Source organism: Comamonas resistens, from assembly GCF_030064165.1.
Lineage (GTDB): Bacteria > Pseudomonadota > Gammaproteobacteria > Burkholderiales > Burkholderiaceae_C > Comamonas > Comamonas resistens.
The window spans coordinates 4,354,600-4,376,258 of sequence record NZ_CP125947.1; the positions used below are offsets into that span (position 1 = coordinate 4,354,600).

Annotated in this window: 18 protein-coding genes; all 18 read right to left on the reverse strand. The window is 62.1% G+C overall.

Annotation, left to right across the window (positions count from 1 at the left end; translation table 11 throughout):
* Window positions 1–44: 44 nt before the first annotated feature.
* Entirely contained in the window at window positions 45–854 is an 810-nt protein-coding gene (locus QMY55_RS20275; RefSeq protein ID WP_283485911.1) for a cell division protein FtsQ/DivIB, read from the reverse strand.
* On the reverse strand, window positions 851–1,822 hold the full coding sequence (locus QMY55_RS20280; RefSeq protein WP_283485912.1) for a D-alanine--D-alanine ligase: 972 nt from the start codon (window positions 1,820–1,822) through the stop codon (window positions 851–853). Before QMY55_RS20280 ends, QMY55_RS20275 begins: the two co-directional genes overlap by 4 nt.
* On the reverse strand, window positions 1,819–3,255 hold the full coding sequence (murC, locus tag QMY55_RS20285) for a UDP-N-acetylmuramate--L-alanine ligase (protein WP_283485913.1): 1,437 nt from the start codon (window positions 3,253–3,255) through the stop codon (window positions 1,819–1,821). The genes QMY55_RS20280 and murC overlap by 4 nt, the downstream gene beginning before the upstream one ends.
* Complete coding sequence (gene murG / locus QMY55_RS20290; protein WP_283485914.1) at window positions 3,252–4,337, reverse strand: undecaprenyldiphospho-muramoylpentapeptide beta-N-acetylglucosaminyltransferase; 1,086 nt, start codon at window positions 4,335–4,337, stop codon at window positions 3,252–3,254. The genes murC and murG overlap by 4 nt, the downstream gene beginning before the upstream one ends.
* Complete coding sequence (ftsW, locus tag QMY55_RS20295; protein ID WP_283485915.1) at window positions 4,334–5,605, reverse strand: putative lipid II flippase FtsW; 1,272 nt, start codon at window positions 5,603–5,605, stop codon at window positions 4,334–4,336. The genes murG and ftsW overlap by 4 nt, the downstream gene beginning before the upstream one ends.
* Window positions 5,602–7,539 carry a UDP-N-acetylmuramoyl-L-alanine--D-glutamate ligase gene (gene murD, locus QMY55_RS20300; protein ID WP_283485916.1) on the reverse strand — a complete coding sequence of 646 codons (1,938 nt, stop codon included), beginning with the start codon at window positions 7,537–7,539 and terminating at the stop codon, window positions 5,602–5,604. The genes ftsW and murD overlap by 4 nt, the downstream gene beginning before the upstream one ends.
* Window positions 7,540–7,544: 5 nt before the next feature.
* A complete protein-coding gene (gene mraY, locus QMY55_RS20305) occupies window positions 7,545–8,723 on the reverse strand; it encodes a phospho-N-acetylmuramoyl-pentapeptide-transferase (protein WP_283485917.1) in 1,179 nt (392 codons plus the stop codon).
* Window positions 8,714–10,132, reverse strand: coding sequence for a UDP-N-acetylmuramoyl-tripeptide--D-alanyl-D-alanine ligase (locus tag QMY55_RS20310; RefSeq protein WP_283485918.1), 1,419 nt, complete (start codon window positions 10,130–10,132; stop codon window positions 8,714–8,716). The genes mraY and QMY55_RS20310 overlap by 10 nt, the downstream gene beginning before the upstream one ends.
* The gene (locus QMY55_RS20315) at window positions 10,129–11,634 is read right to left on the reverse strand and encodes a UDP-N-acetylmuramoyl-L-alanyl-D-glutamate--2,6-diaminopimelate ligase (RefSeq protein WP_283485919.1); all 1,506 of its coding nucleotides are present in this window, start codon (window positions 11,632–11,634) and stop codon (window positions 10,129–10,131) included. The genes QMY55_RS20310 and QMY55_RS20315 overlap by 4 nt, the downstream gene beginning before the upstream one ends.
* Window positions 11,631–13,379: a peptidoglycan D,D-transpeptidase FtsI family protein gene (locus tag QMY55_RS20320; protein WP_283485920.1), complete on the reverse strand. Its 1,749-nt coding sequence runs from the start codon at window positions 13,377–13,379 to the stop codon at window positions 11,631–11,633. Before QMY55_RS20320 ends, QMY55_RS20315 begins: the two co-directional genes overlap by 4 nt.
* Window positions 13,376–13,660, reverse strand: a complete 285-nt coding sequence (gene ftsL / locus QMY55_RS20325) for a cell division protein FtsL (RefSeq protein ID WP_283485921.1) — start codon at window positions 13,658–13,660, stop codon at window positions 13,376–13,378. Before ftsL ends, QMY55_RS20320 begins: the two co-directional genes overlap by 4 nt.
* A 43-nt stretch (window positions 13,661–13,703) precedes the next feature.
* The gene (rsmH, locus tag QMY55_RS20330) at window positions 13,704–14,633 is read right to left on the reverse strand and encodes a 16S rRNA (cytosine(1402)-N(4))-methyltransferase RsmH (RefSeq protein WP_283485922.1); all 930 of its coding nucleotides are present in this window, start codon (window positions 14,631–14,633) and stop codon (window positions 13,704–13,706) included.
* 14 nt (window positions 14,634–14,647) lie between these two features.
* A complete protein-coding gene (mraZ, locus tag QMY55_RS20335) occupies window positions 14,648–15,076 on the reverse strand; it encodes a division/cell wall cluster transcriptional repressor MraZ (protein ID WP_283485923.1) in 429 nt (142 codons plus the stop codon).
* Between the two features lie 357 nt (window positions 15,077–15,433).
* Window positions 15,434–16,753: an ATP-dependent protease ATPase subunit HslU gene (hslU, locus tag QMY55_RS20340; RefSeq protein WP_283485924.1), complete on the reverse strand. Its 1,320-nt coding sequence runs from the start codon at window positions 16,751–16,753 to the stop codon at window positions 15,434–15,436.
* 77 nt (window positions 16,754–16,830) lie between these two features.
* Window positions 16,831–17,376: an ATP-dependent protease subunit HslV gene (gene hslV, locus QMY55_RS20345; protein WP_283485925.1), complete on the reverse strand. Its 546-nt coding sequence runs from the start codon at window positions 17,374–17,376 to the stop codon at window positions 16,831–16,833.
* A gap of 203 nt (window positions 17,377–17,579) precedes the next feature.
* A complete protein-coding gene (locus QMY55_RS20350; protein WP_283485926.1) occupies window positions 17,580–19,319 on the reverse strand; it encodes an STAS domain-containing protein in 1,740 nt (579 codons plus the stop codon).
* A gap of 46 nt (window positions 19,320–19,365) precedes the next feature.
* On the reverse strand, window positions 19,366–20,112 hold the full coding sequence (dksA, locus tag QMY55_RS20355) for an RNA polymerase-binding protein DksA (protein WP_283485927.1): 747 nt from the start codon (window positions 20,110–20,112) through the stop codon (window positions 19,366–19,368).
* A 228-nt stretch (window positions 20,113–20,340) separates the two neighbouring features.
* Window positions 20,341–21,462, reverse strand: coding sequence for a CobW family GTP-binding protein (locus QMY55_RS20360; protein ID WP_283485928.1), 1,122 nt, complete (start codon window positions 21,460–21,462; stop codon window positions 20,341–20,343).
* Window positions 21,463–21,659: the final 197 nt, after the last annotated feature.

A 21,659-nucleotide genomic window follows, 5' to 3' on the forward strand; every position in this document is an offset into this window, starting at 1 on the left:
TTGTCTTTATCTGCGCCTTGCATAGGTGATTCCCCCGTTCCTCTTTATCTTCTTGCCCGCACAGGTGCTGCCGGGGCACTGGAACCAGTGGTCACGCCCTTGAGTCGCAAGGCATAGCCATCGTCGTAACGCAGATCGGCGGACTCCAGAGCCTCGGCCGTGCGTTTGTATTGAGAAGTGATCTGGGACAAGGTGCGCACAAAGCGCTGAACGCGCTGCAGCACGTCCTCTGTGGTGCCGCCGCCGAGCTTCACCATGGCTTCGTTGTCCAGCACCATCTCCCAGCTGCCGCGGTTATCCAGCGTCAGGTTGTCCAGGCTGACCTTGAGCGGATCCAGCACCGGAGCCAGTGCCCGGTACATCTGCAAGACGCGGGGAGCGGATCCCTCAGGCCCCTGCAGACGTGGCAGGCCTTCGCGGTCCAGCTCACCCAGATTGGCTTCAAACACTTCACCGCTCTTGTCCACCAGACCGGTCCCGGTATCCGGGCCCCAGAAGGCTTCGGCAGCGTGTTCCTTGAGGATCACGCGCAGGCCGTTGGGATACTCGCGGCGCACCTGCGCCTCATGCACCCAGGGCACCTGCTCGAAGGCATGCTGTGCCGCCTTCAGATCCACGGTAAAGAAATTGCCCTTGAGCACCGGCGCCACATTGGCACGCAGTGTCACGGCGTTGTTGTGCACCAGTTCGCCCTCGACCACGATGCGGCCGATGTTGAACGCCGGCGTGCGCATCAGCCACCAGCCCACGGCCATCACGCACGCCGCCAAGCACCCCATGAACATCACCGTGGCGGTGATGTTCATGAGCTTGACGTCGAACGGGACGTTGGCAGTGGGCAGATTGCGGTTCATGGCTGCTCCGCTTCTCCATCCAGTGCGCTGCTGGCCAGAATGCCCAGGCACAGGTTTTCATAGCTCACGCCGGAGGCTCGCGCAGCCATGGGGACGAGAGAATGCCCGGTCATGCCCGGCGATGTATTGATCTCCAGCAGGAAAGGCTTGCGGTCGCTGGCGCGGATCATGATGTCGGCACGCGCCCAGCCACGGCAGCCCAGGGTGCGGAAGGCTTTTTCCACAATGCGCTGGATCTCCAGCTCTTCCTGCTCGGGCAGCCCGCTCGGGCAGTGATATTGCGTGGTGTCGGTGAAATACTTGTTCTGATAGTCGTAGTTGCCTTCGGGTGCCACGATGCGAATCACCGGCAAGGCACGGGCACTGGCGCCGCTGCCCAGCACGGGGCAGGTGGTTTCGTCACCGGCAATGAACTGCTCGCACAGCACTTCCAGGTCGTACTGGGCTGCCAGCTCATAGGCCTTGGCGCATTCCTCGGCATTCATCACCTTGGTCAGGCCGATGCTGGAGCCGTCGCGCGCAGGCTTGACGATCATGGGAGCACCCAGCGCTTCAAACGCAGCGCGGGTTTCGTCGGCCGACGAGACCATACGCCAGTCGGGAGTGGGCAGGCCTTCAAAGCGCCAGATGCGCTTGGTCATGACCTTGTCCATGGCGATGCTGGAAGCCATCACGCCCGAGCCGGTGTAGGGAATGCCCAGCAGCTCCAGCGCACCCTGCACCGTGCCGTCCTCACCATAGCGGCCATGCAGTGCGATGAAGCAGCGGTCAAAGCCTTGCACCTTGAGCTGATCCAGGCCTTGCTCTGCCGGATCGAACTTGTGGGCGTCCACGCCCTTGGACTGCAGCGCGGCCAGCACGCCCGAGCCCGACATCAGCGAAACCTCGCGCTCGGACGAAGTGCCGCCCATGAGCACGGCAACCTTGCCCAGTGCCTTCACATCAATATTTGTGCCAAACACGCTCATTGCGCTTGTCCTTTCTGCGCAGCCCGCTCATTTTTCGAGAGCATCTCAACCAATTTTCCGGACACCGAACCGATAGAGCCCGCGCCCATGCACAGCAGCACATCGCCGGCCTGTGCATTGGCGGCAATTGCCGCGGGCAGCTCGTTGATGTCTTCCACAAACACGGGCTCAACCTTGCCTGCCACGCGCAGCGCACGGGCCAGGGAACGGCCGTCGGCGGCGACGATCGGTGTTTCGCCCGCCGCATAGACCTCGGTCAGCAGCACGGAATCGGCATTGCCTATGACCTTCACAAAGTCCTCAAAGCAGTCGCGCGTACGGCTGTAGCGGTGCGGCTGGAAGGCCAGCACCAGACGCTGCCCCGGGAAGGCGCCACGCGCCGCAGCCAGCGTGGCCGCCATTTCCACGGGGTGGTGACCGTAGTCGTCAATGACGGTGAACGAGCCGCCGTGGCTGGCGGGCAGATCGCCATAGCGCTGAAAGCGGCGGCCCACGCCCTTGAAGCCGTCCAGCGCGCGCAGCAGCGCCTCGTCGGAGATTTCGAGCTCCATGGCCACTGCCACGGCCGACAGTGCGTTGAGCACGTTGTGCTCGCCCGGCAGGCTCAGCACTACCTCAAGATCGGGGTAGACATGCTCGCCCAGCTGGCGCTTGACGGTAAAGCGCATGCGGCCGGCTTCGGCACGCACATTGATGGCGCGCACCTGGGCATCTTCGGCAAAGCCGTAAGTGGTCACGGGGCGCGCCACCTGGGGCAGGATTTCGCGGATCGCAGGGCTGTCTATGCACAGGATGGCACGGCCGTAGAAAGGCATGCGGTGCAGAAAGTCGACAAACGCCTGCTTGAGACGGCCGAAGTCATGGCCGTAGGTTTCCATGTGGTCGGCGTCGATATTGGTGACGACAGCCATCACGGGCAGCAGATTCAGAAACGAAGCATCGGACTCGTCGGCCTCGACCACGATGTAGTCGCCATGACCCAGCTTGGCATTGGCACCGGCGCTGTTGAGCTTGCCGCCAATCACGAAGGTCGGGTCCAGCCCGGCTTCGGCCAGCACACTGGTCACCAGGCTGGTGGTCGTGGTCTTGCCGTGCGCGCCGGCAATGGCAATGCCCTGCTTGAAGCGCATCAGCTCGGCCAGCATCAGTGCGCGGGGCACGACGGGGATTTTCTTCTCGCGAGCGGCAATCACCTCGGGGTTGCTGCCTTGCACCGCCGTGGATGTCACCACCGCTTCGGCGCCCAGAATATTGTCTGCGGCATGACCCACAAAGGTCTTGATACCCAGGCTGGCCAGACGTCGCAGCGTGGCACTGTCAGACAGGTCGGAGCCCGAAATCACGTAGCCCAGGTTGTGCAGAACCTCTGCAATACCGCTCATGCCGGCGCCGCCAATGCCGACAAAATGAATGTGATGAATGGCGTATTTCATGCGGCCAACTCCTCACAAGCGGCAACCACCTTTTGAGTGGCATCGATTTTTTGCATTTTCTTCGCTAGTTCAGCGCGCTCCAGCAGCGTCGCACGCTGCATATTTTGTAGCATTTCGGCCAACCCTTGGGGGCTCAAAGTACTTTGCGGCTGTAACCAACCTGCACCTGCATCCACGAGAAAGCGTGCATTGCTCGTCTGGTGGTCGTCCACAGCAGCCGGGAAAGGCACATAGACCGCTGCCGCACCGATGGCAGCGATCTCGGTCACGGTGCTGGCGCCCGAGCGGCAGACGATGATGTCGGCATCGGCAAAGGCCTTGGCCGTGTCTTCGATAAAGGGGGTCAGCTCGGCCTGCACACCTGCGGCCTGATAGTTGGCGCGCAGCGCATCGATCTGGGCCGTACCGCTCTGGTGCGTGACCTGGGGCCGCTGCTCTGCGGGGATCAAGGCCAGGGCCTGGGGCACGATCTCGTTGAGCGCCTTGGCTCCGAGGCTGCCGCCAACCACCAGAAGCTTGAGCGGGCCTGAGCGGCCGGCAAAGCGCTGCGCCGGAGCTGCCTGATCGACAAAGGCCTGGCGCAGCGGGTTGCCCACCCACTCGCCCTTGGCAAATACATTCGGAAACGCCGTGAACACGCGCCTTGCAATTTTGGCCACCACCTTGTTGGCCATGCCGGCCACGGAGTTCTGCTCGTGCAGCACCACGGGCACGCCAGACATCGCAGCCATCAGCCCTCCGGGCACCGTGAGATAGCCACCGAGACCTATCACCACATCAGGCTGCACACGCTTCATCACGGCACGCGCCTGAGAGAAGGCCTTGGCCAGCTTGAACGGCAGCTGCAGCAGGGTCTTGACGCCCTTGCCGCGCACGCCGCCGAACTCTATGGTCTCCAGCGCAAAGCCTTGCGGCGGCACGATGCGCGACTCCATGGAGCCCGGCGCACCCAGCCAGTGCACATTCCAGCCACGCGCACGCAACTCCTGCGCCACGGCAAGGCCCGGGAAGATATGGCCACCGGTACCTCCGGCCATCACCAATGCGGTGCGCTGCTTGTTTTGTTGAACGGGAAGCGTCATGCGTGACCTCCCTTCATCAACAGCTTGTTTTCGTAATCGACTCTGAGAACCACGGCTATCGCAATCAAATTCATCAAAATGGCCGAACCGCCAAAACTCATCAACGGCAAGGTCAGGCCTTTGGTTGGCAAAGCGCCCAGGTTCACCCCCATATTGATGAAGGCCTGGAAGCCCATCCAGATGGCCACGCCCTCGGCCACTAGCCCGGCAAAGACCCGGTCCAGTGCGATGGCCTGACGGCCGATCAGCATGATGCGGCGGGTCAGCCAGAAGAAGACGACCGCAATCAGCAGCAACCCGAGCAGGCCGAACTCCTCGCCGATCACGGCCAGCAGGAAGTCGGTGTGCGCCTCGGGCAGCCAGTGAAGCTTTTCCACGCTGCGGCCCAGGCCTACGCCGAAGATCTCGCCCCGGCCGATGGCAATCAGTGCGTGCGAGAGCTGGTAGCCCTTGCCCAGCGCATGCTTTTCATCCCAGGGGTCGAGATAGGCAAAGATACGTTCACGGCGCCATTCGGAGGTCGCAATGATCATCGCAAAGGCCAGCACCACCAGCAGCGCGATGATGAAGAACATGCGAGCATTCACGCCGCCCAGGAACAGAATGCCCATGGAGATCACCACGATCACCATGAAGGCCCCCATATCGGGCTCGGCCAGCAGCAGCACACCGACCACCACCACGGCCAGGCCCATGGGCAGCACGGCGCGGAAGAAGCGCTCCTTGACTTCCATCTTGCGCACCATGTAATCGGCCGCATAGATGAGGATGGAAAACTTGGCCAGCTCGGACGGCTGGAAGTTCATGATGCCCAGCGACAACCAGCGCCGCGCGCCATTGACCACCGTGCCCACATGCGGAATCAGCACGGCCACCAGCAGCACGATGGAAACCACGAACAGCTTGCGCGCCACCTTTTCCCAGACATTCATGGGCACCTGGAAGGCCAGCAGCGCCGCCACAAAAGCCATGCCAATGGACATGCTGTGGCGCAGCAGGAAGTGATAGGGCTCGATCTTGCCGAAGCGCGGGTTGTCCGGCATCGCAATCGATGCCGAATACACCATGACCAGACTCCAGGCCAGCAAGCCGATCACCACCCAGATCAGCGCCTGATCCAGGCCCAGCACGCTGGCCGGAGTGCGGGTGGGACGGTCGTACTGCGGCCCGCCCACGCGCACGGGAAGCACGTCTATGGGCTTGTCCTCTGCGCTGCGAAACCACGAGCGCATGCGGCCGGAGAGGCTGGTCAGGAAGGCGGCAGTCATGCACCGTCCTCCAGTTGCTGGCCGGCGTCCAGCGCCAGCTCACGCACCGCTTCCACAAACTGGTGGGCACGGTCCGCATAGTCCTTGAACATATCCATGCTCGCGCAGGCGGGCGAGAGCAGCACGGCATCATTGGCATGGGCCAGACGCGCGGCCTGCTGCACGGCCTCCTGCATGCTGGCGGCATCGGCCAGCTTCACGCCAGTGTCGGCCAGCGCTTCGCGGATCTGCGGTGCATCCTGGCCGATCAGCACGGCCGCGCGCACATAGCGCGAGACGGGAGCGGCCAGAGGGGCAAAGTCCTGCCCCTTGCCCAGACCGCCCAGGATCACCACGATGCGGTGATCGGGCCCCAGGCCCATGAGGGCAGCCACGGTGGCGCCCACATTTGTGCCCTTGCTGTCGTCAAAGTATTCAACGTCGCTAACGCGGCCCACGGGCTGCACGCGGTGCGGCTCGCCCCGATATTCGCGCAGGCCGTAGAGCAGCGGAGCCAGCGTGCATCCGGCACCGGTGGCCAGCGCCAGCGCCGACAGTGCATTGATGGCGTTGTGGCGGCCGCGGATGCGCAGCGCATCGGCGGGCATCAGGCGCACGATATGCAGATCGTCGGCGTTCTTGCCCTTGCTGGTTTCGTCGGCCTCATGGGCGCGCACCAGCCAGGTCATGCCGTTGACGACCTCCAGGCCGAAGTCGCCCGGACGGCGCGGCATGTCACCGCCAAAGGTGATGTATGCACGCTGGAAGGTCTTGCCGCGCTTGCCGGGCACAGGCACCGGCGCGGGCAGCATGGCCATGACGACGGGGTCTTCGCGGTTGAGCACCATCAGGCCCTGCTCGCCAAACACATGGGCCTTGGCCGCCGCATAGGCCTGCATGCCGCCATGCCAGTCCAGATGGTCCTGGGTGATATTGAGCACCGTGGCCGCCGTGGGCTCGAAGTCATGGCAGTCGTCGAGCTGGAAGCTGGACAGCTCCAACACCCAGGCCTGGGGCAGCGTCTCGGCATCGATGCGCTCGGACAAGGTATCGAGCAGCGACGGGCCGATATTGCCGGCCACACCCACGGTCATGCCCGCATGCTCAAGCAACTGGCCGGTCAGCGAGGTGACCGTGGTCTTGCCATTAGTGCCGGTGATGCCCAGCACCTTGGGGGCATAGCCATGGGCTTCGCGCAAACCCTTGAGCGCAAACGCAAACAGATCCAGCTCGCCGCCAGTGGGCAGGCCGATGCTGCGCGCGGCATGAAAGACCGGCGCCACGCTGGCCGGGCTCAGGCCCGGTGAGCGATAGACGGAGCTCAGGTTTTGACCATCGACCAGAGCCCCCGTGAACCCGCCGGCGACAAAGCGCACGCCGGGCAGCTCGGCCTGCAGAGCAGGCAGGAAGGGCGGCGCTTCACGTGTATCTGCCACTGTGACCTCGGCACCGGCTCGCACGCACCAGCGAGCCATGGCAATACCCGAAATACCCAGACCCAGGATCAGCACACGCTGACCCTGCAGATGCTGGGCCGCGCCCTGAGGCCAGTACACGGGCACGGGAGGCAGCTCCACCACCGTCTCTTCAACGGCTTCGGGCTGCTGCTCGACGGTAGTGACCTCGGCATCTGCGGCATCGGAAACGCTGGGGTCGGCAAAAATCTGCGCCACAAAGGCAGCCGCATCCCTGGCTGCCGTCAAGGTGGAAATATCAGGAATCGGCGGCTCGGCCCCCAGCGCCTGGGCCAGCACTGCAACCGAGGCTGGAGCAGCGTCGGACCTTGGTGTCTGTACTTCAACTTCCGTAGCTTCTGCCGCACGCTGTTCAATGACTTCAGAAGGAAATTCATCTGCAATGGTCACCGCATCAGCGTCAACCGCTTGCATTTGCATAGCAGCTTCCAACTGCTGGGCAGGCAGCTGATGGTCGAGCGTGAGGTCTTCGTCTTGCATGGCAATCACCTCAGCTTCAGGGTCGACAGACCCAGCAGGCACAGCAGCATGGTAATGATCCAGAAACGGATCACGACCTGGGTTTCCTTCCAGCCGCTCTTTTCAAAGTGGTGATGCAGCGGGGCCATCTTCAGCAGACGGCGGCCTTCGCCATAGCGCTTCTTGGTGTACTTGAAGTAAGTCACCTGCAGCATCACCGAAATGGCCTCGGCCACGAAGATGCCGCCCATCACGGCCAGCACGATTTCCTGGCGCACGATCACGGCGATCGTGCCCAGGGCTGCGCCCAGAGCCAGCGCGCCCACATCGCCCATGAAAACTTGCGCGGGGTGAGCGTTAAACCAGAGAAAGGCCAGACCGGCACCGGCCATGGCGCCGCAGAACACCATCAGCTCGCCCGTGCCGGGAATGCTGGGGAAAAGCAGGTATTTGGCGTAGGTGGCATTGCCCGTCACATAGGCAAAAATGCCCAGGGCCGTGCCCACCATGATGACCGGCATGATGGCCAGGCCATCGAGGCCGTCGGTCAGGTTCACCGCATTGCTGGCGCCCACAATGACCAGATAGGTCATGACGATAAAGCCCAGCACGCCCAGCGGATAGCTGACTTCCTTGAAGAAGGGCACCATCAGGCCGGCCTTGGGCGGCAGGTCCATGGAAAAGCCCGACTGCACCCAGGAGATGAACAGCGCGAACACCTCGGCGTTGTTGTTCTCGGAAATGCAGAACACCAGATACAGCGCGGCCAGCAGGCCGATCACCGACTGCCAGAAATACTTCTCGCCCGAGCGCATGCCCTCGGGGTCCTTGTTGACGACCTTGCGCCAGTCGTCCACCCAGCCAATGGCGCCAAAGCCCAGCGTGACCAGCAGCACGATCCAGACAAAGCGGTTGGACAGGTCGAACCACAGCAAGGTGGACACGGCAATCGAGAACAGAATCAGCACGCCGCCCATGGTGGGCGTGCCGCTTTTGACCAGATGGGTCTCCATGGCGTAGCCGCGCACGGGCTGGCCGATCTTGAGGGCCGTCAACATGCGGATGGCCTTGGGACCTATCCACAGACCGATCAGCAAGGCGGTCACGGCGGCCAGCACGGCGCGCAGCGTCAGGTACTGGAACACGCGCAGGAAACCGAATTCCGGCGAAATGCTCTGCAGCCATTGAGCCAGCATCAGCAGCATGCGGCCTCCCCGCAGTTGCCCTGCTTCTCGTCTGCACAGGCTTGCATTGCCTGCACCACTTGCTCCATCTTCATGAACCGCGAACCCTTGACCAACACGCTACCTACCTTGGGTAAAACTTCGCAAGCGGCCTGTTGAAGGGCCTGCATGCTATCAAAATGCTGAGCACCGCTGCCAAAGGCAGAGGTTGCTGACATGCTCTGCTCGCCCAGAGCAAAGAAATGCGCAATCCCGGCCTGCCTGGCCAATGCACCGGCCTCGGCATGGAACTGCGGGCCGTTATCGCCCACCTCGCCCATATCGCCCAGCACCAGCAGCTGCGGCGCGGGCAGCTCGGCCAGCACGGCAATGGCGGCAGCCACGGAATCGGGATTGGCGTTATAGGTGTCATCGACCACGGTGACGCTCCGGCCATTGATCTGTACAGCCAGCGCGCGCGAGCGGCCAGTCACAGGCTCGAAGCCCGACAGACCCAGAGCAATCGCGCCCAGCGGAACGCCAGCGGCATGGGCGCAGACCGCAGCGGCCAGTGCATTGCGCACGTTGTGGCGACCGGCGATATGCAGTTGCGCAGCTGCCTGACCTTGGGGGGTATGCAGTTGCAGGCTCCATGCGCCCTGCTCCCAGTGCACATCGCTGGCATAGACCTGGGCGCCATCGGCCTGCTCGCCGAACATCAGGCAGCTACGGCCATCGGCCAACGCCGTCCACAGCGGTGTGTATTCATCGCCAGCAGGGAAGATGGCCACGCCGTCCCTAGGCAAAAACTCCAGCACCGAGCCGTTCTCCCGTGCCACGGCTTCCACTGTGCCCATGAATTCCTGGTGCTCGCGCTGGGCGTTGTTGACCAAGGCCACCGTAGGCTGGGCAATGGCTGCCAGCTCGGCGATCTCGCCCGGGTGGTTCATGCCCATTTCCAGCACGGCAATGCGGTGCTCGGCCGTCATGCGCAGCAGATTGAGCGGCATGCCGATGGAGTTGTTGAAATTGCCGCGCGTGGCCAGAGCCGCATCACCGGCATGGCTGCGCAGAATGGACGCAATCATCTGCGTGACCGTGGTCTTGCCATTGCTGCCGGTCACGGCAATCAGTGGCAGATCAAACTGCGCGCGCCAGGCACGGGCCAGGGCGCCCAGAGCCTGCAGGCTGTCGGGCACCTCGATGCCGGACAGGCCGGCCTCGGCCAGGCCGTGCGACGCCAGTGCGGCCACCGCGCCGGCAGCCTTGGCCTGGGACAGAAAATCATGGGCGTCGAAACGCTCGCCCTTGAGGGCCACGAACAAATCCCCGGCCTGCAGCGTCCGCGTGTCGGTGTGCACGCGCGCCAGCAGGGTCTGGCCATCGCCGACCAAGCGGGCTTGGGGGATATGCGTCTGGATTAGCTCCAGCGCTTTTTGCAAGGTCATCATGACCGCTTCTTTCCTTCGCGGGCCGCCAGCGCCTTCTGCGCTTCGGCCATGTCGGAGAACGGATGGCGCACGCCCTTCGTCTCCTGATAATCCTCATGCCCCTTGCCGGCGATCAGCACCACATCACGCGTATCGGCATGGGCAATGGCTTCGGCGATGGCCGCCGCGCGGTCGACCTGGACATGCAAGGCCTGGCCCGTTTTCATGCCGGCCAGAATCTGGCCGATGATGCTTTCGGGGACTTCGCTGCGCGGGTTGTCGCTGGTGACAAACACGCAATCTGCATGGGTCTGGGCCGCCTGCCCCATCAACGGACGCTTGCTGTTGTCGCGGTCACCGCCACAGCCGAACACGCACCACAGCTTGCCGCCGCGCTGCTGGGCAGCAGGCTGCAGCGCGCGCAGCGCTTTTTCGAGTGCATCGGGCGTGTGTGCATAGTCCACAGCCACCAGTGGCAGCTCGGGCTTGACGATCTGCTGCATGCGGCCGGGCACGGGTTCGAGGTCGGCACAGGCCGCCACGGCCTCATCCAGCGTCAGTCCCAGGCTACGCAAAGCCGCCAGCACGCCCAGCAGGTTGGAGACGTTGTACTGGCCGACCAGGCGCGTATTCATGCGCAGGCTGTGACCGGCCTCCAGCACGGTAAAGCTCAGCCCCTGCTCGCCCAGACCGATGTCCTTGGCCTGCAAGCGTGCAGGACCTTGGATGGAGACACTCCAGACATCCAGAGACTTGGCTTGCAGCTTGGCCCAAAGCTTGGCGCCATGCGCGTCATCGATATTGACCACCGCGGTCTGCAGACCGGGCCAGTCGAACAGCTGGGCCTTGGCTTGCCAGTAGGCATCCATGCTGCCGTGGTAGTCCAGATGGTCCTGGGTGAAGTTGGTGAACAAGGCCACGCGAATCTTCGTACCATCCAGCCGGTGCTCGACGATGCCGATGGATGACGCCTCGATCGCGCAAGCGGCCAGCCCCTGGTCGGCATAGCTGCGGAACACGCGCTGCAGCAGCACCGGATCCGGTGTGGTCATGCCGGTGGACTCCAGCGCAGGCGGTACGCCCACACCCAAAGTACCCACCAACGCACAGCCTGTGCGCGCGTTCAGCTTCACTTTCGATAGCGCGTGCGCCAGCCACCAGGCGGTGGTGGTCTTGCCATTGGTGCCGGTTACCGCCAGCACCTCGATCTCGCCGCTCGGGTGAGCAAACCACTGATCGGCAATCAGACCCGTGGCGGCCTTCAGCCCCTTGAGGGCGGCGACCTTGTCACTATTCAAAGCAAAAGCGTCCAGACCTTCGGCCTCGACCAGTACGGCGGCCGCGCCCTGCTCCAGTGCCTTGGTCACATAGGCGCGGCCATCGGTGGCGGCGCCGGGCCAGGCGATGAAGGCATCGCCCGCCTTGACCTTGCGGCTATCGGTTTGCAGGTCGCCCTGCACGCGTGCGCGCAGCCAGGCCACGGCCTCGGCTGCGCTGTTCAATGTCTGGATAGAGGTGCTCATAGCACAGGCTCCTCAGGTGGTGTGGCCACGATCAGAGGTTTGACTTCCTTGTCGGGCTGAACGCCCATGAAACGCAGGGTCTGCTGAACCACGTCGGCAAACACAGGCCCCGCCACCGTACCGCCGTAATAGGAGCCGGCAGAGGGTTCGTCCACCATCACGGCCACGATGATGCGAGGCTTGTCGATGGGAGCGATGCCGGTGAACCAGGCGCGGTATTTGCCTGCCGCATAGTGACGGCCCACCTGCTTGCGGGCCGTACCCGACTTGCCGCCAATGGTGTAACCCTCGGCCTGGGCCTTCTGTCCCGTACCGCCAGGGCCTGCAGCCAGGCGCAGCATGTGCAGCACGGCAGCGGCATTTTCCTTGGAGATCACGCGCACACCGACCGGAGGCTCCGTGGTTTTCAGGATGGTGGACGGGATGACATTGCCATCGTTGGAGAACACGGTGTACGAGCGCGCCATCTGGAACAGCGAGGCCGACAGGCCATAGCCATAGGACATGGTGGCCTGTTCGATGGGCTTCCAGGTCTTCCAGGCGCGCAGACGGCCCGAAACCGCGCCAGGGAACTGGATCTGCGGCTTCTGGCCAAAGCCCAGCGCGCTGAAGTACTCCCACATCTCCTGAGGGGTGAGCTTTTGCGCAACCTTGGTTGCGCCCACGTTGCTGGACTTCTGGATCACGCCCTCCACCGTCAGCGAACCGTAGTTGTGCGTATCGGTGATGGTGGAGCCCGTGACCGTGTAGCGGCCGGGCGCGGTATCGATGATGGTCGAAGGCTTGACCCGCTTGAGCTCCAGCGCCGTCGCGATGGTGATGGGCTTCATGGTCGAGCCCGGCTCGAAGGTATCGGTCAGCGCGCGGTTGCGCAGCTGCTCGCCCGTCAGATTCTTGCGGTGGCCGGGGTCATAGCTGGGGTAGTTGGCCAGTGCCAGCAACTCGCCCGTATGGGCATCCATCACCACCACGCTGCCCGCCTTGGCCTTGCTGATCTCGACCTGCTGCTTGAGTTTCTGGTAGGCGTAGTACTGAACCTTGCTGTCGATGGACAGCTGGATGTCCTTGCCATCCTGCGGTGGTACTTCGTCGCCTACACCTTCGACCACACGGCCCAGGCGGTCCTTGATCACGCGGCGCGAACCGGGCTTGCCGGCCAGCTCCTTGTCGAAGGCCAGCTCCATACCCTCCTGACCATGGTCTTCCACATTGGTGAAGCCCACGATGTGTGCGGCAGACTCGCCCTCGGGATACTGGCGCTTGTATTCCTTGCGGTTGTAGATGCCCTTGATATTGAGGGCCACGATCTGCTGGCCGACATTCCAGTCCAGCTGGCGCTTGACCCAGACAAAGGTCTTGTCCTCGTCGCCAAGCTTGGCCAGCAGCGCTGGCAGCGGCATCTCCATGAGCTGGGCCACCTGCTTGAGCTTTTGCTGGACTTCCGGGTCCTTGAGATCCACGTCTTCAGGGATGGCCCAGATACTGGCTGCAGGCACGCTGGAGGCCAGGATCAGCCCATTGCGATCCAGCAGCCGACCGCGGTTGGCAGGCAGTTCCAGGGTGCGCGCAAAGCGCACCAGGCCCTGTCGCTTGAAGAAGTCGTTGCCGAACACCTGGACATAGGCCGCACGCGCACCCAGCCCCACAAAGCCCAGGGCCAGAGCAGCCACGATGAACTTGCTGCGCCACAACGGCGTCTTGGACGCCAGCAGCGGGCTGGTGGTGTAGAGCACGCTACGCGTCATTGCGCAGCTCCCGCAGTGCTTCCTTCCTGCACATACTGGGTGATGGCAGGCGATGCGGGACGCATCTGCAGCTTTTCACGTGCCAGCGTTTCAATGCGCTGAGGCGTGGCCTGGGCGCGTTTTTCCACCTGCAGGCGCTGCTGATCGGTGGCCAGACGGCGCGACTCATTCTCCGCACGATCCAGCTCGGTAAACAGTTTTCGCGACTCGTACTGAGTTCCCACCAGAAAAAGGGCGCTCATCATCACGGCCAGCAGCAGCAGCAGATTTATGCGCAGCATGGCAGCCCTTTCACGGCCATGCTCGAGCGGGCATGGCAGTCCATCATGCAGGGACCTCCGTACGCTCGGCCACGCGCATCACCGCAGAGCGGGAGCGCGGATTGGCATCGACTTCGGCTGCACTGGGCTTGATGCGCTCCAGCGCCTTCAGGCGCATGGGCGTGGGTGGCGCAAACGGTGCACGGCGGTCGTAGACCTCCTTGGAGTGCTTGGCAATGAACTGCTTGACGATGCGGTCTTCCAGCGAGTGAAAGCTGATCACGGCCAGGCGCCCACCGGGCGCCAGAACGCGCAGGCTGGCTTCTAGCGCTTGTTCAAGTTCCTGAAGCTCTGCGTTGATGAAAATCCGAAGAGCCTGGAAGGTGCGTGTTGCCGGGTTCTGCCCAGCCTCGCGGGTCTTGACCGCGCCAGCCACGAGCTGGGCCAGCTCGCCGGTGGTACGTAATGGGCCCTGGCTCTCACGCCTAGCAACAATCGCCTTTGCAATGGGGCCAGCAAACCGTTCTTCGCCGTAGTCACGTATCACCTCCGCAATCTGGTGCACTTCCGCATCTTCCAGCCACTCGGCCACGCTCTGGCCACGGGTCGTGTCCATGCGCATATCCAGCGGCCCGTCGAAACGGAAGCTGAAGCCCCGATCGGGGTTATCGATCTGGGGCGAACTCACGCCCAGGTCCATCAAAACCCCCTGCACACTGCCTTCAGGCAGCTCGCCGAGGTGACGAAATCCTTCATGCCGAATCGAAAAACGCGCATCGGTGATGCGCGCCGCTTCAGCGATTGCGTCCGGGTCCTTGTCGAACGCAATCAATCGCCCATCCGGCCCGAGCCGCTGCAAAATGAGCCGGGAGTGACCTCCACGGCCGAACGTTGCATCCACCCAGTGGCCTGCCGGCGGCTGACTCGCGCCACCCAGCAAGGCGTCGACGGCCTCGTCGAGCAAAACGGTGATATGTTGCAACGGCTGATTCACAAGCACGTCTCTTCCTAAAAAACAAAATCCTGGAAAGCCGCAGGCATTTCCTGCTGCATGGCTTCCGCTTCACGCGCCTCATAAGTGGCCTTGTCCCACAGCTCGAAATGGTCGCCCATTCCCAGCAGCAGCACCTCTTTGGTCAGTCCGGCCGCTTCACGCAGCTCAGGCGCAACCAGCACACGCCCCGTGCCATCCATCTCCGCATCCATGGCACTGCCCAGAAAAACCCGCTTCCACCACTGGGCGTTCATGGGCACCTGTGCAATCCGTTCACGGAACTTCAACCACTGAGGGCGAGGGAACAGCATCAAACAGCCATGAGGGTGCTTGGTGAAGGTCACCTGACCTTCGGCCATGGACAAAAGGGCGTCACGATGCCGGGTCGGCACCGAAAGCCGCCCCTTTGCATCGAGATTCAATGAGGACGCCCCTTGAAACACGGCCAGCCTCTCCGGTTATCTGTAGCCGCTCAAGCCTCAAAAACGGGGCGCGAGGGCAGTTTTCACCACTTAATTGCACTTTTTTCCACTGTAGCAGCAATTTTGTAGCCCACCAAACCCGAAGGAACAATTATTTGCAATGAAATCAATCACTTAGACCATTTCAAAAGAACACCTCAAACGCAAAATATCTTTCCTTTACAAGCACTTAGCAAAGTCTGTGCATGTGCAGCCTCAATAGAAACCGTCAATTGCAACCATTCAATTCAATGGAAAGCACGCATTCATCAGACGAACTTCTCCTACAAATGCAAACTGCCCGCAAACGCGGGCAGCTCGCTATGCAAACCTTGAATTTCAAAGGATGAAGCGCGACAGGTCCTCATCCTGGCTCAGTACCTGCAAACGCTGGTCAACATAGCCTGCGTCTATCACCACGGTCTGGCCGGTCAGCTTTGCTGCATCAAAGCTGACTTCATCGAGCAGACGTTCCATCACGGTGGACAGACGGCGCGCACCGATGTTCTCGGTGCTCTCGTTGACGTCAAACGCAATGGTCGCCAGCCGGGTGATGCCTTCGGGCTTGAATTCCAGCGTCACGCCTTCGGTCGCCAGCAACGCTTGATACTGTTTGACCAGGGAGGCGTGAGTCTGCATGAGAATGGCCTCGAAGTCCTGGACCGACAGCGAATCCAGTTCCACGCGAATGGGAAAGCGCCCCTGCAGCTCGGGAATCAGGTCGCTGGGCTTGGACAGGTGGAAAGCGCCGGATGCGATGAACAGAATGTGATCGGTCTTGACCACACCGTATTTGGTGGACACCGATGTGCCCTCCACCAGCGGCAGCAGGTCGCGCTGCACGCCCTGGCGCGAGACATCGGAGCCGCTGGCTTCCTGACGCGTGGCCACCTTGTCGATCTCGTCGATGAAGACAATGCCGTTTTGCTCGGCATTCGCAATGGCGCGGGTCTTGACGTCCTCCTCGTTGACCATCTTGGCCGCTTCCTCGTCGGTCAGCAGCTTCAGCGCCTCGGCGATCTTGAGCTTGCGCGTCTTGCGCTTTTCCTGGCCCATCTGGCTGAACATGCCGCGCAGTTGCTCGGCCATCTCTTCCATGCCCTGGGGCCCCATGATCTGCATCTGAGGCATCTGTTCGGCGATGTCGATCTCGATTTCCTTGTCGTCGAGCTGACCCTCGCGCAGCTTCTTGCGGAAAACCTGGCGCGCCGTGTTGTCGGCAGGCACTTCCCCGGTGCGGGCCTGGGGTACCAGCACATCGAGAATGCGATCCTCGGCGGCGTCTTCGGCGCGCGCGCGCATTTTCTTCATGTCCGATTCACGCGTCTGCTTGACGGCCACCTCGGCCAGATCGCGGATGATCGCATCCACATCCTTGCCCACATAACCGACTTCGGTGAACTTGGTCGCCTCGACCTTGATGAAAGGCGCATCGGCCAGTTTGGCCAGACGGCGGGCGATCTCGGTCTTGCCCACGCCCGTAGGGCCGATCATCAGAATGTTCTTGGGGGTGATTTCCTGGCGCAGGCCGTCGGCAACCTGCTGGCGGCGCCAGCGGTTGCGCAGCGCGATGGCCACGGCGCGCTTGGCGCCGTTTTGCCCGACGATGTGCTTGTCCAGCTCGGAGACAATCTCCTGGGGAGTCATGGCAGAAGACATGTGAATTCTCAGTCAAATATACCTCTAGCGCCCATTCATCAAGCGCTAGCAGCTATCAATTGGGATAGATCTGGCGCTTACAGCGTCTCGATCGTGTGATTCATATTGGTGTAAATGCACAGCTCGCCGGCAATCGCCAGCGACTTGCGCACCACATCCTCGGCCGACAGCTCGGTGTTGTTCAGCAGCGCCTTGGCCGCAGAGTGCGCATAGGCTCCACCCGAGCCGATGGCCACAATGCCCTGCTCGGGCTCCAGCACATCGCCATTGCCGGTAATGATGAGCGAAGTGGTCGCATCAGCCACGGCCAGCATGGCTTCGAGCTTGCGCAGCACACGGTCGGTGCGCCATTCCTTGGTCAGCTCGATTGCGGCACGGGTCAGATTGCCCTGGTGTTTTTCCAGCTTGGCCTCGAAGCGCTCGAACAGCGTGAATGCATCTGCGGTCGCGCCCGCAAAGCCCGCCAGCACCTTGCCGTGGTAGAGCTTGCGCACCTTGCGCGCCGTGCCCTTGACAACGATGTGACCCAATGTGACCTGACCATCACCGCCGATGGCGACTTGCACGCCCTCGGGAGTCTGGCGGCGCACGCTCAAAATGGTGGTGCCGTGAAACTGTTCCATCTGCTGCAGATGGGGATGCTCAAGAACATCCTCAAGAGCTAGAACAAAGAAAATTTATAGCAAGACAGGTGCCACCCAAAACTGGCGCGACCTAAAGGTCAGGATGCCAAGCAAGCGCCGCCGCGCAGCGAGGGCATCGACCCCCTCCCATAGCGCGAAGCGCGTAGAGAGAGGGGTGAAGGCGCGCAGCGCCTCAGGGGGTGCTAATCCCGTCTAGGAATTACCTGTGCATGCTCCTGAATGCCCACGACATTGAAGAACACCGCCACCAGCTGATGCAGCTGGCTGAACTGCAGCACATGGCCCAACGACTGCATTTCAGCCGCCCAGTTGAGCACCGAGCCCGCCGCGGCAAAGTCCATGCGCACCAGGCGCGAGCAGTCAATCGCCACCGTCTCGCCCAGTTTGGCCTTGTCCTGCACCTGGGCCAGCCAGGGCAGCGCGTCACCGTCAATCACGCCCTGCAAGGCAAAGCGCGGGGCACGCTCCCGCCACAACACATCGGGAGTGAGGGTATCCGGCCCTTGCACAGAAATGCTCTTGGCCGGGCTGCCACTTTGCCCTTCCTGCAGGAACTGGCTCACCGGATCCACCCAGGATGGAGGGGAAACCTCGTAGGTTACGCAGTAGTCGAGGGCCGTCAGCTCAAAATCGTCCTGCCTGTGCATGAGCCGCAGCAGTGCCAGGCGCAGATGCCACCAATCCGGCACCACATCGGACTGGCCTGAGGGGCAATGCTTGCCCATGACGGCCAGCAAGCGCTCATGGCCGGCAAACACCAACTCACCTTTTTCATCGCTCCACTGCTGCACAGCCGTCAGCAGCGGCATCAGCACACCTGCCTCGATTTCTTCCAGCGCGCTCCAGTCCATGGCCCAGGGGCCTGCGCTGCGCGCCTTGCTGGTCAGAAGGGCCTTGAGGCTGGATTCACCCAGCAACACCGGAGCCTGCCAGCGGAAACCCACAGCAGCCGTCCCGGCGTCGCTACCGGTATCGCGCAGCTCGCCTGCCTGCTGCGGCATGGCAAACCATTGCGGCGCAGAGCGGCCGAAGCGGGATGCGAAGTCCATGCCCGCGTCGTCAAACTGCTCCTGCCAGCCTGCCGCACGGTACAGATCCAGCAAGGCCAGCCAGAGCGACAGCTGGGCCGGCGCATCATGGCTGCGGCGCTCGATCAGGGCCTTGAGACTGAGCTCTGCTCCTGCCACGTCGCCATTGGCAAACACAATGGCAGGCTCTTCCAGCGCCACATCATGCTCGTAGCGCGTGAATGATGGGGGCACCATGCTGGCCTCGGCGGGCGCAGACACTTCGGTGGGAGCAAAGCCCGGAGAAAAATCGGTTTCGCCGCGCATGCTCGCCAGACCGGGAATACCGGTGCCACTCATCAACGGCGCCTGCGCCGAGGCGTTGCCAGGCAGCTTCAGATCGCTGGGCAGCGCATCGCTGAGCAAGGGAGGAGAGCTTCCGGGTGGCGGAGAGCGGAACGAGGAAGGCAGGGCATTGCCGCCCTCAGGCAGCGACAAGGGCATGGTTGCGGCATCGCCAGCCTGCTTGCCGCGCCACCACTGCTGGGCCATCTGGGCTTCGATCTCGTCAATCTTCTTGATCGTATCGGCACGTTCACCAGAGTCGCCGCTGTATACCGTCTGCAGAAAAGAGGTTGCAACCGGGGTCGGACGGGTCTGGCCCACCCCTGCTGTCTTGGAGGACTGCGCCAGCTGCGCCTGACGCAGCTTGCGCAGATGGTCAAACTCCCGCTTGCGCGCAAAGTCGTTCTGGCGCTTGCGCTCCAGCATTTCCTTGAGTGCCTGCTTGCTGTACTGACTTTCTTCGCTTTCCTGGCTCAGATGATCCAAATCGGACCAATTGACGGTCGGGTGACGCACAAAGCGCGCCACCTTGGACAGCAAGCCCCCCGATTTGTTTTCTTCTTTTGCCATGGTCAACTACTTTGATGCCAAGTACGCAGCGGGCACTTGACGCACATCAATCGCCGTACATCTTCTGCTTGAGCTCACGGCGCTGCTGCGCTTCCAGCGACAGCGTGGCCGTGGGGCGGGCCAGCAGACGGCCCACGCCGATGGGCTCGCCGGTCTCGTCGCAGTAGCCGTAGTCGCCTGCATCGATACGGGCGATGGACTGGTCGATCTTCTTGAGCAACTTGCGCTCGCGGTCACGGGTGCGCAGCTCCAGAGCATGCTCTTCCTCGATGGTGGCGCGGTCTGCGGGATCGGGCACCACCACGGTGTCCTCGCGCAGGTTTTCTGCGGTTTCACCGGCGTTGACATGCATGTCGTTCTTGAGCGTCACCAGCTTGCGACGAAAGAACGCCAGCTGCGCGTCGTTCATGTAATCGTCGTCAGACATGGCCAGCACGTCCGCATCGGTCAATTCCTCCACCGACTTGGTCTTCCAGGCATTGGCCAGCTTGGGATCTTTTTTGGTCGCAGCTTGCTTTGTGTTGGTCATAGCTTTCGTATCGCTCTTTGTTACCGCAGCACCGGCCTGTATAGGGGCCAGAGGCGAAACTGTCGTTTTGGGCTGCCGCGCAGGAGGCTTTGCAGAACGTTGGGGTTGTGATGTCGCGGAAGCTTTCCGCGGCGCAACGGGCGCCAGCTCCGGCTTGTCCGGCGCGACATCCACCAAAGAGGTCTTGGCGCTGCGGGTACGCAAAGCAAGCTCTGCCGCCTTGTCGGCTGCAGTCATGGGCTTGTCACGTTTCACAGCGTTCACGTCCTGTCTCCTCACAGTACGGTGCACATTGCAAGGCTGGATTGCTCCAACCTCCTCTTCAGGGGCGGCATTGTAGCCATGCCGCCATCCCTGTCCCCTCTCCGTTGCACATACCCCACAAATACAGGGTTGGTCTTCGATCGAGACTCATCAGTTTGCGAGAGATATCGAACAAAAAACGGCCTGCAAAGCAGGCCGTCAGTCATTGTCAGCAATCAGCAAGCCGGGTCACACCAGACACTGATCCAGCCCCTGCTTGAAGATGTCCTGCGGCAGGTCGATACCGATAAAGACCATACGGCTTTCGCGCTTTTCACCGGCTTCCCATTCAGGGCCCAGATCGCTGCCCATGAGCTGGTGCACGCCCTGGAAGATGACCTTGCGGCTGGTGCCCTTCATGTCCAGAACGCCTTTGTAGCGCAGCATCTTGGGGCCGTAGATGTTCACGATGGCGCCCAGGAAGTCTTCCAGCTTGGCGGGGTCGAAGGCGCGATCGGCACGGTAGACAAAGCTCTTCACATCATCGTCGTGGTGATGGTGATGCGGGTGATTGCAGTGCTCGCCATGTTCGTGGTCATGGTCGTCGTGGCCGCAATGCTCGTCGTGCTTGTGCTCATGGCCGTGATCGTGTTCGCATTGACCATGGTCATGGTCGCAAGCACTGTGATCATGATGCTCGTGGCCGTGATCATCTTCCTTGAGGAAGTCGGGGTCGATATCGAGCTTGGCATTCAGGTTGAAGCCACGCAGGTCGAACACTTCGCTCAGGGGCACATCGCCAAAATGAACGGCGCGAATGGGCGCACGAGGGTTCATGTGCTTCAAGCGATGAATCAAGGCATCCTTTTCGGCATCGGTCACCAGATCGGTCTTGGACAGGAACATCTGATCGGCAAAGCCCACCTGGCGGCGCGCCTCCTGGCGGTCGTCAAGCTGCTGGTTGGCGTGCTTGGCGTCCACCAGGGTGATGATGGAGTCGATCAGATAGGTTTCGGCGATCTCATCGTCCATGAAGAAGGTCTGGGCGACGGGGCCGGGATCGGCCAGGCCCGTGGTCTCGATGACGATGCGGTCGAAGTCCACCAGGCCCTTGCGACGCTTGGCGGCCAGCAGTTGCAGTGCCTCGCGCAGGTCCTCGCGGATGGTGCAGCAGATGCAGCCATTGCTCATCTGCAGGATCTGCTCCTTGGATTCGGTCTTGAGAATATCGGTGTCGATATTCTCCTCGCCGAACTCGTTCTCGATCACGGCGATCTTCATGCCGTGCGACTCGTGCAGCACGCGCTTGAGCAGCGTGGTTTTGCCCGAGCCCAGAAAGCCCGTGAGAATGGTGACTGGAATGAGAGCCATGCTTTGAAACCTCTTGCTGCGGTCTGTCGCCTGATGCGCCAGCCCTGGAAACACGGACGGCGCCATTGCGCGCCGCCTCGGTAATAACAGCTGGGGAGTGTAGCGGCGCTTTCAAGCGCGCATTGCCAGCAGGGCTGCCCAAATTTTCAAGCCAAATCAACCTCTGGCGCTTATCCACAAAGCGCCACAAGCTATCA